This is a genomic window from Marinobacter salicampi (assembly GCF_011074795.1).
Lineage (GTDB): Bacteria > Pseudomonadota > Gammaproteobacteria > Pseudomonadales > Oleiphilaceae > Marinobacter > Marinobacter salicampi.
On sequence record NZ_JAAMPF010000018.1, the window covers coordinates 249497 to 263264 of the forward strand.

14 protein-coding genes are annotated in these 13768 nt (G+C 57.7%); 7 read left to right on the forward strand and 7 right to left on the reverse strand.

Annotated features, from left to right (window positions below; translation table 11 throughout):
• Positions 1-15: 15 nt before the first annotated feature.
• Together phnD and G7W63_RS10195 are read right to left on the reverse strand one after the other, a co-directional pair.
• A complete protein-coding gene (gene phnD, locus G7W63_RS10190) occupies positions 16-966 on the reverse strand; it encodes a phosphate/phosphite/phosphonate ABC transporter substrate-binding protein (RefSeq protein ID WP_166257005.1) in 951 nt (316 codons plus the stop codon).
• Between the two features lie 114 nt (positions 967-1080).
• Positions 1081-1497 carry an acyl-CoA thioesterase gene (locus G7W63_RS10195; protein ID WP_166257008.1) on the reverse strand — a complete coding sequence of 139 codons (417 nt, stop codon included), beginning with the start codon at positions 1495-1497 and terminating at the stop codon, positions 1081-1083.
• Positions 1498-1762: 265 nt separating this feature from the next.
• On the opposite strand from G7W63_RS10195, the gene G7W63_RS10200 reads away from it, so the two are divergent.
• From G7W63_RS10200 to G7W63_RS10225, 6 genes are all read left to right on the forward strand, one after another.
• The gene (locus G7W63_RS10200; RefSeq protein WP_166257011.1) at positions 1763-2812 is read left to right on the forward strand and encodes a substrate-binding domain-containing protein; all 1050 of its coding nucleotides are present in this window, start codon (positions 1763-1765) and stop codon (positions 2810-2812) included.
• Positions 2813-2948: 136 nt separating this feature from the next.
• A complete protein-coding gene (gene pstC / locus G7W63_RS10205) occupies positions 2949-4337 on the forward strand; it encodes a phosphate ABC transporter permease subunit PstC (RefSeq protein ID WP_166257014.1) in 1389 nt (462 codons plus the stop codon).
• Positions 4330-5607: a phosphate ABC transporter permease PstA gene (pstA, locus tag G7W63_RS10210; RefSeq protein WP_166257017.1), complete on the forward strand. Its 1278-nt coding sequence runs from the start codon at positions 4330-4332 to the stop codon at positions 5605-5607. The genes pstC and pstA overlap by 8 nt, the downstream gene beginning before the upstream one ends.
• Positions 5608-5618: 11 nt before the next feature.
• Positions 5619-6506 carry a phosphate ABC transporter ATP-binding protein PstB gene (gene pstB / locus G7W63_RS10215; protein ID WP_166257020.1) on the forward strand — a complete coding sequence of 296 codons (888 nt, stop codon included), beginning with the start codon at positions 5619-5621 and terminating at the stop codon, positions 6504-6506.
• A 27-nt stretch (positions 6507-6533) separates the two neighbouring features.
• Positions 6534-7256 carry a phosphate signaling complex protein PhoU gene (gene phoU, locus G7W63_RS10220; protein ID WP_166257023.1) on the forward strand — a complete coding sequence of 241 codons (723 nt, stop codon included), beginning with the start codon at positions 6534-6536 and terminating at the stop codon, positions 7254-7256.
• A gap of 95 nt (positions 7257-7351) precedes the next feature.
• Positions 7352-8194 (forward strand): DUF2059 domain-containing protein, encoded by an 843-nt coding sequence (locus G7W63_RS10225; protein WP_166257026.1) that lies wholly within the window; start codon positions 7352-7354, stop codon positions 8192-8194.
• Between the two features lie 44 nt (positions 8195-8238).
• Here the strand turns inward: G7W63_RS10225 and G7W63_RS10230 are convergent, their stop codons facing one another.
• The 5 genes from G7W63_RS10230 to mnmH all read right to left on the reverse strand — a co-directional run bounded on the left by G7W63_RS10230 (position 8239) and on the right by mnmH (position 12887).
• Positions 8239-8604 (reverse strand): histidine triad nucleotide-binding protein, encoded by a 366-nt coding sequence (locus G7W63_RS10230; protein WP_166257029.1) that lies wholly within the window; start codon positions 8602-8604, stop codon positions 8239-8241.
• A gap of 3 nt (positions 8605-8607) precedes the next feature.
• Positions 8608-9906, reverse strand: coding sequence for an FAD-dependent oxidoreductase (locus G7W63_RS10235; RefSeq protein ID WP_166257032.1), 1299 nt, complete (start codon positions 9904-9906; stop codon positions 8608-8610).
• Positions 9907-9977: 71 nt separating this feature from the next.
• A complete protein-coding gene (locus G7W63_RS10240; protein WP_166257035.1) occupies positions 9978-10556 on the reverse strand; it encodes an aminoacyl-tRNA deacylase in 579 nt (192 codons plus the stop codon).
• 279 nt (positions 10557-10835) lie between these two features.
• Positions 10836-11669, reverse strand: coding sequence for a mechanosensitive ion channel family protein (locus G7W63_RS10245; protein ID WP_166257038.1), 834 nt, complete (start codon positions 11667-11669; stop codon positions 10836-10838).
• 96 nt (positions 11670-11765) lie between these two features.
• A complete protein-coding gene (mnmH, locus tag G7W63_RS10250) occupies positions 11766-12887 on the reverse strand; it encodes a tRNA 2-selenouridine(34) synthase MnmH (protein WP_166258318.1) in 1122 nt (373 codons plus the stop codon).
• A 131-nt stretch (positions 12888-13018) separates the two neighbouring features.
• Here mnmH and G7W63_RS10255 point away from each other — a divergent pair, with 131 nt between their 5' ends.
• The gene (locus G7W63_RS10255) at positions 13019-13666 is read left to right on the forward strand and encodes a class I SAM-dependent methyltransferase (RefSeq protein WP_166257041.1); all 648 of its coding nucleotides are present in this window, start codon (positions 13019-13021) and stop codon (positions 13664-13666) included.
• Positions 13667-13768 lie beyond the last annotated feature (102 nt).

Genomic DNA, 13768 nt, shown 5'->3' on the forward strand with positions numbered 1-13768 from the left:
ACGGTTACCACTTTTTTATTGGCAGTTGTATTCAACGTTATTAGCGGTGTCGATCTTGCGGATAACTTCCCAGTGTTCCTTGAAGGTGATGGGAATGAACTGTGCCTCGCCGGACTTGGAAAACTCTTCCTCCAGCGCCGTGCCTTCCCAGTCGAAGGAAAAGAATGCGTCCTGGATGGCTTCCTGCAATTCCGGTTTCAGGTTATGGGCCAGGCCATAGCCGGTGGTGGGGAAGGTCTGGGATTTGTAGAGGGAGGCGATCTGGTCTTCGTCGACAACGTCTCTTTGCAGCATGCGATCCAGCACTGAGTTGGCGATGGCGGCTGCAGGATAGTCCTGATTTGCCACACCAAGAATGGAGTTGTCATGCTTGCCGGAGAACACCGGCTCGAAGTCCTCGCCGGCCACCATGCCATAGTCGGCTTTGAGAATGGCCGATGGTGCTTTGAAGCCGGAGTTTGATGTTTGTGAGGTAAAGGCCATTTCCTTGCCGCGGATATCTTCCACCTCATCAATACCGGAATCCGGATAAGTGATAATTTCCATTTCATAGCCGAAAGAACCATCTTCCGATGCCATCATCGCAAATGGGCGAAAACCGGCGCAGGCTACCGCAAGAGGATTTGAACCGGTGTTAAACCCTGCAATGTGCAGACGACCCGCCCGCATCGCTTCTATCTGGGCAGCATTCGACTGGACCGGGAAGAACTGCACTTTTTTGCCAGTGGCGTCCGCCAGATGGTCGAGAAAATCAGACCAGACTTCCCGATAAACCGCAGGATCTTCTACCGGCGTATAGGCGAAAATCAGAGTAGAGGGGTCTGCCTGCTGGGATGGGTCCTCTGGAATATCAGCCATCAGATCGCCATTTTGGTCCTGATAGCGGCTGTCGAGGCGGAAATCTGCCTGAGCAGCGGTGAGCGGGAGCAGCAGGGAAATACAGGCCACTAACTTGAGCTTCTTCATCGTCGGACTCCTTGTTTGCGAGAAAGTACTTTCCCGAAAATAAGGCAATCCAATGATGGTTTTATGACAGGCGGGACGAATCTCTACACAATCGCGACACTTACCCAGCGACTCTCACGTGTTGCTGGTGGCTTGCTGGTCCGGCACTTCCCTTATACGCCCGTTGTCATCAATAGCCACGAACACGAACTGGGCCTCGGTGACCTTCCGCGGCCTGTCCGCGTTACGGTCGAGGGTCCAGACTTCGACGTTGATCTTCATGGAGCTGCGTCCAATATCCCCCAGCTCACAGTAGCAGCCCACCTGGGAGCCAACCCGGAGCGGTGACAGGAACTCCATCCGGTCAATGGCCACGGTAGCGTTACGCCCTTTCGAGATGCGCCCGGCCATGGTCGCGGCGGCCAGGTCCATCTGCTTGACCACCCAGCCCGCATAAACATCACCGTTGGCGTTGGTCTCGGAGGGAAGCGGAATCACCTGGATCATCAGATTCCCGCGGGGCCTGGGTTTGTCATCATCAAGCACTGTCATCTACTGCTACCTCAGATTCTGGTCTTGTTGGAATTGTCTGCCTGCATGTTAATACGGCCTGCGCAGGCTGCAAGGAAAAACACGCAAGCGTAGGTTTTTTTCAGCTGTCACAGAGCTGTAATATAACCCGGGTAATCTCCAGACATCGGCTAGCACAGGCCGGTTCGCCTGAGGGTCAGGGGGTCATGGTATTGGTGACCTGTTTGGTCCAGTCAGCGCCCATAACGTAGCTAACCATAGCTCAAGTGAAGGATGGAGACTTAACGTGATCAAATTAAAAGCAGCAGTCGCTAGTGTCGCAGTAGCCGGAGCCATGGCTGCCATGTCAACCCCGACCCTGGCCCGCGATACCATCAACATCGTCGGCTCTTCTACGGTTTACCCGTTCGCTACCGTGGTTGCCGAGCGTTTTGGTCGTAACACCGACTTCCCGACCCCCAAGCTCGAATCCACTGGTTCCGGTGGTGGTATGAAGCTGTTCTGTTCCGGTGTGGGCACCCAGCATCCGGATATTACCAACGCTTCCCGGCGCATGAAGAAAAGCGAGTTTGAGCTGTGCCAGTCCAACGGTGTTGAGAAAATAACCGAAGTTCGAATTGGCAGCGACGGTATCGTCTTAGCCAACTCCAAAGATGCAGAAAAAATGGACCTCAGCCTGGAGCATATCTTCCTGGCCCTGGCCAAGGACGTTCCGGACCCTGAAGGTGGAGAAAAGCTGGTAGCCAACCCCTACAAGAACTGGAGTGACGTCGATTCCAGCCTTCCCGACAAGCCAATCACCGTCATGGGTCCTCCGCCTACCTCAGGCACCCGCGACGCCTTCGTGGAAATCGCGATGGAAGGTGGCTGCAAGCAATACGACTGGATCAAGTCCAAGGACAAGAAAGAGATGCGCTCCATCTGCCATAATCTGCGCGAGGACGGTGCGTTTATTGAGGCCGGCGAAAACGACAACCTGATTGTTCAGCGTCTGGTCCGAGACAATGACACCCTGGGCATCTTCGGCTACAGCTTCCTGGAAGAAAACCGCAGCAAGGTCCAGCCTTCTACCATCAACGGCGTCGAACCTACCCAGGAGACCATTGGCAGTGACGAGTACCCGGTAGCGCGCTCTATGTTCTTTTACGTCAAGAATGCCCATGTGGGTGTAGTGCCAGGCATCAAGGAATATGTTGAGGAATTTACCAGCGAAGGTGCGTGGGGCGACAACGGCTATCTGGTCGATGTAGGCCTTATACCCAACCCCCGTGATGTGCGCATGAAAGCTGCCAAGAAGGCCAAGCAGCTGGAGCCAATGACAGGGGACGAGCTGTAACGCTGGATTTTTGACCCACAGTAATGAAGGAGCGCGGGCCGCCAGGCCCCCGTTCCTTTTGTTGTGTTTATGACTGCCGATGTTGAGGCTGGCACAATGCCTGATATTTCAATAGACCTTTCATATAGAGAATACTATGCAAACCGGTAACCTCTTGCCCCTGGTTCTAGCTCTTGCGGTGCTGGCGTACGGCTTGGCGTATATGCGCTCCCGGGCTGTTGCGGCACCCTTGGGTGGCATCAGACATCTCAAGTCCCTGCCTTTCTACTATGCGGCTAGAGCCTCCCTGTGGTGCGGTCTTCCGGCCCTGATCGTGCTGGCACTCTGGGTCGCCTTTGAGGGCAAGGTGATTCAGGGTCTGGTGGTGTCGTCCCTGCCATCTGATCTGATGCCTGAATCGGAAGGACAGGCCAGCCTTATCCTGTCCCAGATCAGTAACGTAGCCGCCGGCAAGCTTGATCCCCAGTTCGTGCCGCCGGAAATCGCCCAGGCCGGCTCCCTGCTGGAAAATCTGAGAAACCAGAGCCAGACCTTCAAGGCGGTACTGGTTCTTCTTGTCGCTGTCCTTGGTGCAGCTTTTGCCTGGTCACGTGTCGCCCCGAATATCAATGCTCGCGAGAGCGTTGAGACTACGCTGAGGCGTATCTTTTTCGTCTGTGCCGCTGTAGCGGTACTCACCACTGTTGGTATCGTTTTTTCCGTCATCTTTGAAACCATCCGGTTTTTCGGAATGGTCTCGTTCTGGGACTTCGTGTTTGGTACCAGCTGGAGTCCGCAGACGGCCCTGAGAGCGGATCAGGTCGGTGCCGATGGCTCCTTCGGCATGATTCCCCTGTTTACCGGTACCCTGCTCATTTCCGCCATAGCTCTGCTTGTGGCTGTTCCGGTAGGGCTGCTGTCGGCCATCTATCTGTCGGAGTACGCCAGCAAGCGCATCCGGGCCACTGTGAAGCCGGCGCTGGAACTGCTGGCCGGCGTGCCAACTGTGGTGTACGGGTTTTTTGCCGCTCTCACTGTGGCACCGTTCATTCGGGATCTTGCCGAAGCCATCGGGCTTGAGGCGTCATCACAGAGCGCTCTGGCAGCAGGTCTGGTGATGGGCATCATGATCATTCCTTTCGTATCGTCGCTGTCTGACGATGTGATCAATGCCGTGCCGCAGAACCTGCGGGATGGCTCCCTTGCCATGGGTGCGACCCAGTCCGAAACCATGAAGAACGTCATCTTTCCGGCTGCCTTGCCGGGCATCATGGGCGGTATATTGCTGGCGGCCTCCCGGGCTATCGGAGAAACCATGATCGTGGTCATGGCGGCTGGGCTTGCGGCGAACCTGACGGCCAACCCGCTGGAGTCTGTGACTACGGTAACTGTGCAGATTGTCACCCTGCTGGTGGGCGATCAGGAATTCGACAGCGCCAAGACCCTTGCGGCATTTGCCCTCGGCATGATGCTCTTCGTCGTCACCTTGCTGCTGAACGTGCTTGCTCTGAAGATTGTGCGCAAATATAGGGAACAGTATGACTGACCAAACATCCCCAGCCGAGCTGGTGCGGCGGTCCCTCAAGCGTCGCTATCGCAAGGAACGCCGTTTCCGTGCCTACGGTATTCTCGCGATCGTTATAGCGCTGTCTGCCCTGCTGGTGCTGTTTGCTGACATTATTAGCAAGGGCTACACCGGGTTCATCAAAACCACCATCACCCTGGACGTTACCCTGGATCCGGAGGTCATGTACCTGGAAGACCCTACCGACCCGGATGAACTGTCCATGGCGGATTTCACCGCCCCTATTGTACGGGCGCTGCAGGAAGAGCTCCCCGACGCCCAGGACAAAACCGCCGAGCGTGAACTGGCGCGCATGGTGGGCACCTACGCGCCCAACCGCATCCGCGACCTGCTCAAGGACAGTCCGGAGCTCCTGGGAACCACCCAGACCATGACCTTCCTGGCCCATGACAGGGTGTCTGTGTACGTCAAACATGCGGACAACGACATGTACAGCATCCGCCTGTCAGAGCAGCAGATTGAGTGGGTCGACCAGCTGCGGGAACAAGGCATTATTGATACCGCGTTTAACGACGTACTGTTCTCTACGGGCGACTCCCGGGAACCCACCAATGCCGGTATTCTGGGCGCAATCGTTGGCTCCCTGCTGACGCTGGTCGTGACCCTGGTTATTGCCTTCCCGGTGGGAGTCGCCGCTGCCGTCTATCTGGAGGAGTTTGCGCCCAGGAACAGGCTGACGGACTTTATTGAAGTCAACATCAACAATCTCGCAGCAGTGCCTTCCATCATCTTTGGTCTGCTGGGCCTGGCTGTTTTTATCGGCCTGTTCGGGATGCCCCGCTCGGTGCCACTTGTCGGTGGTCTGGTGTTGGCGTTGATGACGCTTCCGACGATCATCATTTCCAGCCGTGCTGCCATCAAGAGCGTGCCGCCTTCAATCCGCGAAGCCGCCGAAGGCATCGGCGCCTCCAAGATGCAGGTGGTCCTCCACCATGTGGTGCCCCTTGCCATGCCGGGCATGATGACCGGTTCCATCATTGGCATGGCCCAGGCCCTGGGTGAAACCGCGCCTCTGCTGCTCATCGGCATGGTGGCCTTTATCGTTGATGTACCCGAAGGGTTCCTGGACTCGGCAACCGCTCTTCCGGTCCAGATCTATCTGTGGGCCAGCAGCGCAGAGCAGGGCTTTATTGAGTTGGCGTCCGCCGGCATCATGGTTCTGCTCACGTTCCTGTTCACTATGAATGCACTGGCCATATGGCTCCGCAAGCGCCTTGAGCGCCGTTGGTAAGGAGATTACCCATGACTAATCTGAAGCATCCCATCACCGCCAGTGCGGAAGTGAAATCTGAAAGCAAGCCTACGGTCGATCAGGAGGTCAGGACTGAGGAGGGCATCGCGTATGGCAAGACGGTTGGGAAGCCATATTCTGATAATGCCAAGTTCACCCTGCGCGATGTGAACGTGTTTTACAGCGACGTACAGGCCATAAAGAACATCAGCCTGGACATTGCCAAAAACGAGGTCATCTCCTTTATTGGCCCGTCCGGGTGTGGCAAGTCCACGTTCCTGAGGTGCCTGAACCGCATGAATGACAGTATTGATATCTGTAGTGTCCAGGGCCGCCTGGAACTGGACGGGGTGGATATCTATCAATCCAAACGGGATGTGGTGGAACTCCGGGCCCGGGTCGGCATGGTGTTCCAGAAGCCTAATCCGTTTCCCAAGTCGATCTACGACAACGTTGCCTACGGGCCGCGCATCCATGGCCTGGCTAACCGTAAGTCCGAACTGGATGACATTGTCGAAAGCAGCCTGAAGAAAGCCGGCCTCTGGAAGGAGGTCAAGGATCGTCTGGCTACGCCGGGTACTGGTTTGTCAGGTGGTCAGCAGCAACGTCTGTGCATCGCCCGTGCCATCGCAGTGAGCCCGGAGGTGGTACTCATGGACGAACCTTGTTCAGCGCTGGACCCCATTGCCACTGCCCGAATTGAAGAGCTGATTTCGGAGCTGTCACAGAGCTATACCATCGTGATCGTGACCCACTCCATGCAACAGGCTGCGCGGGTTTCTCACCGGACGGCCTACTTCCACCTCGGGCACCTGGTGGAAGTCAATGACACCGACAAGGTCTTTACCACGCCCGAGCACGAACTGACCGAGTCTTATATTACAGGCCGCTTCGGCTAGCCTAAGCAGGAACCCAGGAGCACGGCAATGACAAAGAAAACAGAAGATGTATATGGCGACCATATTTCTCACCAGTTCAATGACGATCTGGCCGACCTCAAGGCGAACTTCCTTGAGATGGGCGGCATGGTTGAACAGCAGCTCAACAGTGCCATCATTGCCCTGATGGAAAACGATGGCGAACTGGCTGATGAGGTTCGGGCAAAAGACAAGGAAGTGGACCGGATGGAGGTCGAGATTGACGAGGAGGCCACCCGGATCATCGCCAAGCGCCAACCGGCGGCCCGGGATCTGCGTCTTGTCATTTCGGTCATCAAGATGGTGGCGGATCTGGAGCGGGTAGGGGATGAGGCCAAGAAAATCGCCAAGTTCGCCATCGGCCTGGTGGAAGAAGGCCAGGCCCCGCGGGGGTATATCGAGGTCAGGCACATCGGTCAGCATGTGGGAAGCATGTTGAGGGATGCGCTTGATGCCTTTGCACGCCTTGACTCGGAGCAGGCCCTGCGGATTATGAAGGAAGACAAACGGGTCGATGAAGAGTATCAGGCTGCCACCCGCAGCCTGATCACCTTTATGATGGAAGACACCCGCAATATCTCCCGGTGCATGGCGGTGATGTGGGTGCTGAGGGCGCTTGAGCGTGTCGGTGACCATGCCTGTAACCTGGCAGAAAATGTCATCTTCATGGTCAAGGGCGAGGACGTCAGGCACACGCCGGTGGAAGAAGCGGAGCGCATCGTCGGCCGCTGACCGAAGATGTCATTTTCGTATAGATCGACGCCTTGTTCTTGAGCCGGGCTCGTGGCATAAGGAGGCTCCGTTTTTTCTGTCGCCAGGAGTGCCCCATGTTATCGAGCCGTTCCATTTCCTATCGGGTAGCAGGTGCGCTGCTGTGCCTGTCACTCCTGCTTGCCGTCACCACGCGGGTCCAGGCCTCAGAGTTGGCCCAATCGGTGGTTCGTCATTCAGCCCTGGGCACCGTTATTGATCAATACCCGCAGATGCTCACCGAGGGCATCAGCCAGGGTCTGCAGCAAACCGGCAACCTGGACCCCCTGGTCAAGGGCGCCATCACCGGCATGGTGGGTCAGGCTTTCAGCAGTGACAAGATCCGTACCCGTGTGGTGGGCGACCTGTCCAGCAATCTTTCTGACTCCACATTGAAAACCGTGGACAGCTGGTATCAGTCCGGTCTCGGCCAGAAAGTCACTGAAGCCGAAACCAAGGCTGCCTTGCCGTCGGCCTGGCGGGAGATCGAGCAACAGGGCCCGAAGCTGATCGAGCAGTACAAAGGCAGTGAGCGGGCGGAACTGTTTTCCAGTTTTGACCGCGCTTCCCGCGCCACCGACAGCGCTGTGGACACGGCTATTGCCATCCAGACCGCGTTCGGAACAGCCATGGCTGCTTTCAACGGCGGAGTGGTGGATGTGGATGCCATCCGCAACCGGGTCGAGAGCCAGCGCACCATGCTGCGGGGTATTGTTGAGCAGCAGGTTTATGCCGGTTACCTCTACACCTACAAGGACCTATCAGACCAGCAGATGCGCTCCTACATCCAGTTCATGGAATCCGAGGATGGCAGCCGCTTCAACGAGGTGGTCACCGGATCAGTCCAGCGGGCAATCATCGAGCCCATCGAAAGTGTCGGGGCCGGGATTGCCCGGTTGTTTGGCCCGGGTAAATCCTGATTCCCTACCAAGCAACCCAGTAATCCGGGCCCGGGCCAGGCAGTTCAGGCCTGCTTTTGCCGGTCCGTGTAAGGCGGCCAGCCCAGCGGTTTTCCCGCCAGCAGGTGCAGGTGAATATGGAACACCGTCTGGCCTGCCTGCTCGTTGCAATTCATGACGACCCGGTAGCCGTCATCATCGAACCCCATGTCTTTGGCAAGCTTTGATGCCACCAGAAACAGATGCCCTACCACTTCCCGGTCTTCCGGCTCGATATCATTGATTGTGGCGATCTGCTTTTTGGGAATGATCAGCAGATGAACGGGGGCCTGCGGATTGACGTCCTTGAAGGCCAGGCAGAGCTCGTCTTCATGGACTATGTCTGCCGGAATCTCGCGATTGATGATCTTGCTGAAGAGTGTCTCTGCCATTGCTTAAGGTCCTTTTGGCTGTTTCATAAACCCGGGGCGGGGCAGGCTGGCCAGCAGTCCTGCCACGCTCCGGGTGCGTCCATCTTCAAGACCCATAGCGTAACGGGCCACCTGGTTGCGGGCAAACGGCAGGTGTTGGGCCAGCCCCAACCCCAGATTCCGTAGCAGGTGAACGGGCGGCAGGCGATTGCTGAACAGATAGTAGAAGGCATCCATGGCCAGCATCATGCGCCGATTGGCCGGCCTGCGTTTGATCTCATAGCGGCCCAGCCAAAATGGCTCTGCCAGATCGCTTCCGGCACGCCGCGCTTCCCGAAGCTGAGACTCGAGTTCCTCCGCGTCCTGAAACCCCAGGTTGACCCCCTGGCCGGCCAACGGATTGATGGTGTGAGCAGCGTCACCCACCAGAACCACCCGGCCTTCCACATAGCGAGATGCATGCTGTTTGGCGATGGGAAAGCTGGCTCTTGCCTCGACATGGGTCAGGGTGGGAAGGTCCTCGGGGAATGCCGACTGGACAGCTGCCAGAAACTCGGTACCTGAAAGACTTTTTAGCCTTGCCAGCACATCCGGCGCATCGTACCAGACCAGCGAAGCCCAGCTTTCTTCTCCGTTGGCATGCAGCGGCAAAAAAGCCCGTGGGCCGCTGGGAAAGAAGGCCTGCCAGGTAATGTCCTGAACCGGGCCGCGGTATCTTACCGAGGCGACCAGGGCCTGCTGGGCATACTGGTCACGGCTTACCCCAATGCCTGCCAGGGTCCGTACCCGGGACTGGGCGCCATCGGCGCCTATGACCAGCTGGCAGGTCAGTTCCAGTCCGCTTTCCAGTGTCACCCGGGCGTCGTCAGTACCGTTATGAATCGCCCTGACGCTGTCGCCCGCGTGAACCTGGACATTTTCAATGTTCTTCGCGCACTCCCACAAAGCACGTTGAGTCACCTGGTTTTCGACGATATGCCCCAAATGACTGCAATCAAGCTCACGGGCACTGAACGTCGTTCGCGCGGGTTGGGGCTTGAACCCGGATAGCGGATAGGGAGACTGGTCCCAGACGGACAGCCGCCGGTAGGGGGTCAGGCGCTGCTGCTCCATTCGGCTCCAGGCGCCAAGCTTGCGAAGGTAGCGCTCGCTGCCAGCGCTTATGGCGGACACCCTGAGGTCGGGCGCAGTAGTGGACGCCATATCAGGCTCTGATGCCCTGTCCACCAACGCCACCCGGAATCCTGACTGGCCCAGTCCTGTTGCGAGCGCAGCGCCGACCATGCCTGCGCCGATTACCACGATGTCTGCCTGCTGTGTCATGTCACCTTCCTGTCTTGGGGGTTCAGTCTACCCCCTGGGCGCTGACAGGCAAATCCCCGGGCTTGACTGTGTTAGCCGGAGGAGTAGACGCGGGCAGGGCTCTTGGCCCGGGCTTCGGGCTGCACTACATCGACCCGGGGCCGGCGGTTGCTGCGGCTGAGCCAGGCCGGCTTCTTGCCGCCCGGCTTGATGAAGCCCTGCTGGATAACCACAGGCTGCACCAGTTGCAGGAAGTCCCGGGTTTTCATATGTATGGATTCAGTATGGGTGCCGGCCGCAAAGGCCAGTTCAGGTTGGTTGGTGAGCGCCTCACAGCAATAAACGGACATACCGAAGAGATTGCCGAAGGGCGGCATTGCCCCGACCTCACAATCCGGGAAACTGTCCTGGAACTCCTGCTCATCTGCAAGCTGCACGAAGTCAGTGTCAAGTACCTGGGTCAGCCGTTCCCAGCGAACGCGCCAGGTTGCCGGCATAACCAGCATGGCCATTTTGCCATCAAGCTCCACGATCACGGTCTTGGCGACCTGATCACCGGCTACCTGAATGTGCTGGGCTAGCTCCTGGGCGGTGAAGGCGGGTGGATGGGACAGACACAGATATTCCGTACCTGAAGCGTCGAGAAACTGCTTTAACTGCTGTACCGGCATAGTGACCACCTCCTACCAGCAATGACAGCGTATCCCGGGTTAGTATCGGTTGCCCGGGGACAATGTCCGCATGCATGACGACCTTGTTTATCAAGGTTTGGTCTTAGCTTAGTCGAGGTTTTCGGTAAAGCGAAAGTGAAGTTTGTCCACTGAGACTCAGGTCAGAAAAGCGGGCGGCGGGGAAAGCGCTTCTGTCAGGGCGGGAGCCGTAAATTAAAACTCTGTCAGACCGGACAGGGGAAAAATACCAGTGCGCCATGGCGCACCGGCCGGGGCTGGTTATTTTGCCTGGTACAGATGAACGTCGCGCTGGGGGAAGGGGATGGTGATGCCTTCTTCGTCAAAGGCCTTCTTGACCTTCTCCTGCATGTCCCAGTAGAAGGGCCAGAGATCGTCGGTGGCTACCCAGGGGCGCACAATGAGGTTTACTGAATTGTCGCCCAGGCTGCCGACGGAAATCCTTGGCGCCGGATCGGCCAGGGCCCGTCCGTCCTCCTCAACCAGGCGTTTGCAGATGGCTTTGGCCTTGTCGATATCGTCGTCGTAATGAATGCCGAAAGTGAGATCACAGCGGCGGGTATCGTAGATGCTTACGTTCACCAGACTTGAGTTGGCAAGCTCGCCGTTGGGAATGATGACGCGACGGTTGTCGAAGGTATTGACGATGGTATAGAGGATCTGGATTTCCAGCACAGCGCCGAGGAAGCCCTGGGCCTCAATGGTATCGCCTACCTTGAATGGCTTGAATACCAGGATGAGGACACCACCGGCGAAGTTGGCCAGGCTGCCCTGGAGCGCCAGGCCGATAGCCAGACCGGCGGCACCGATCACGGCGATAAAGGAAGTGGTCGCAATGCCGATCATGGAGGCGACAGAAATAATCAACAGGATCTTGAGAATCGCGCTGGCCAGCCCGCAGACGAACTTGTTCAGGCTGGGGTCTTTTGCGCCCAGCTTGCGGTCCATGACATTGATCAAGCGCTTGATCAGCCAGAGGCCGACAATCAGAGTTGCAATCGCCAGCAGCACCTTGGGCGCATAGGTCATGACCATTGTGATGGCCTGCTGGATCAGTTCCGATGCCTGGCCATCATCCGCGAAAAGGTTCTCCATGATTACTCCTTCTGTGTTCGTTATTTAGCTGAGTTGTAATGGTTGGGTCCTGTGACCTTATAGCAGAGAACCTCGTTCCCTGGTTGTGGGATCGGGTCAACCGTGTGCGTAGATGCCCTGGCGCGGGGCGGAGCACGCCCACGCCCGTAGCTCTTCGTGGCTGCCTCGCTTTACGATCGGATTCTGTTTCTGGCTCAGTTGGTAGTCGTACATGGGGTCGTAGTAGTCCGTGAGCAGTACCTGGATCCAGGCGTCGTGGCCGCTGAGATCCCGGTGCTGTTCCTGCGCATCAAGTGCAGCCAAAAGGATATTACGCAGCTGGCTGTGGCGCTCTCCGCCCAGACGCTTGCGGATGCGGTCCAGGGCGCTGAGCAGGTAGTCGCGGAAATTCAGCCAGCCGGCTGCCACGCCGTCCCTTTCGCAAAAGTTCTCTTGCATGGCTTCCACATAATCCTCGCGAATGATGCTGGTGCGTTCGGCAAGGGTCCGCTCCAGCATGACCGCCGGTGCCGCGGCCATGCGTTGGCACAGGGATTCCGGAAGGTAGCAGCGGCCCACGAGCCGGCTCTCATCTTCAAGGTAGATGGGGCCTGAGCTTTTATGGCCCGCTTTCAGGAGGGCAATGGCCAGGCGGTTTTCAAAGTCGATCTGACTGGGTTGTGGCGTTACCTGTCGACCAAAGCTTGAGCCCCGGTGGTTGGCGATGCCCTCCAGATCGACGTGACTTGGGAGATCCTGTAAAAGCCGGGTTTTGCCACTACCGGTGCGCCCGCTTATGACTACAAAGTCTGCCGACTCAATCTGTGTCTCCAGCTGGTCAAGCAGGAAGCGACGTAGCGCCTTGTAGCCGCCTTTCACCAGCGGATAGTCCAGGCCGGCTTCAGCCAGCCATTGCTGGCTTAATCGCGAACGCAAACCGCCTCGAAAACAGAACAGGTAGCCCTCGGGGTTGCATAGGACAAACCGGGTCCAGGCCGCCATACGGTCAGCTTTGATGTCCCCGCAGACCAGCTGGTGTCCCAGCTCGATCGCGGCGTCCTGGCCCTTTTGTTTGTAGCACAGGCCGACCCGGTGGCGTTCTTCGTCGTTCATCAGGGGGGCATTGACTGCCTGGGGGAAGCTGCCTTTGGAGAACTCCACAGGGGCCCGGACATCCATCAGCGGTGTATCGTTCAGGAATAGGGACAAATAGTCCGTGGTGTCAGTTCTGGACATCATCATTACGCATCCGATCGCTCTTGGGATGGGGCAGGAGTATACCGGAGCTGGCTATTTTTTGCCCGCAGAGGCCGGAAACGAGCGGGAAAAAAGGCTAGAATGCTCTTCTTTTCAGGAGGTAATCAATAGACATGACGAGGGAGGTGCTTGACCAGCTGCTGCAACAGACCCTGCCTCACGGTCGAGTGAAGGCCAGCCGCCCGGCCGGGTGTCGCGATGTGGCGCTGTATCTTTTCGACCCGGCGGTTCTACAAGGTCCGCTGAGCCATGAAGAGGCCCAGGCGGTCGTGGATGAGCCCGCCTACTGGTCGTTCTGCTGGGCCAGTGGCCAGGTGCTGGCAAGCTATCTTTTGTCCAACCCGGAGCTGGTGGCCGGCCGGCGGGTACTGGATTTTGGCTGTGGCTCAGGGATAGTGGCCATTGCTGCAGCAATGGCAGGGGCCAGCGAGGTGATAGCCTGTGATTCGGACCCTGCAGCCTTGCAGGCAACCCGAGCCAATGCCGCCCTGAACGGCGTCAGCCTCGGGTTCTGCGACAGCTGGGAACACAGGCCATCCCGACTCGATCTGATACTTGCAGCCGATGTGCTCTACGACGCGGAAAATCTGCCCTTGCTGGATGCTTTCTGTGTCGCAGCGAAAGGGGTCCTGCTGGCCGATTCACGGATACGGAACCTTGGCGATGCCCGCTACTGCCTGCAGTCGACCGTTGAGGGGCGGACCTGGCCGGACCTTAACGAGTTCGAGGAGTTCAACCGGGTGAGAATCTATAAGGCATAAAAAAAAGGACAACCTGAGTTGTCCTTTGTCGGAACAGAGTGTCGCGTCCCTGCGAGCTGTGCGACAGCCGTGTCGCGCCCTCATCCTTGTGCCTTCTCCGTG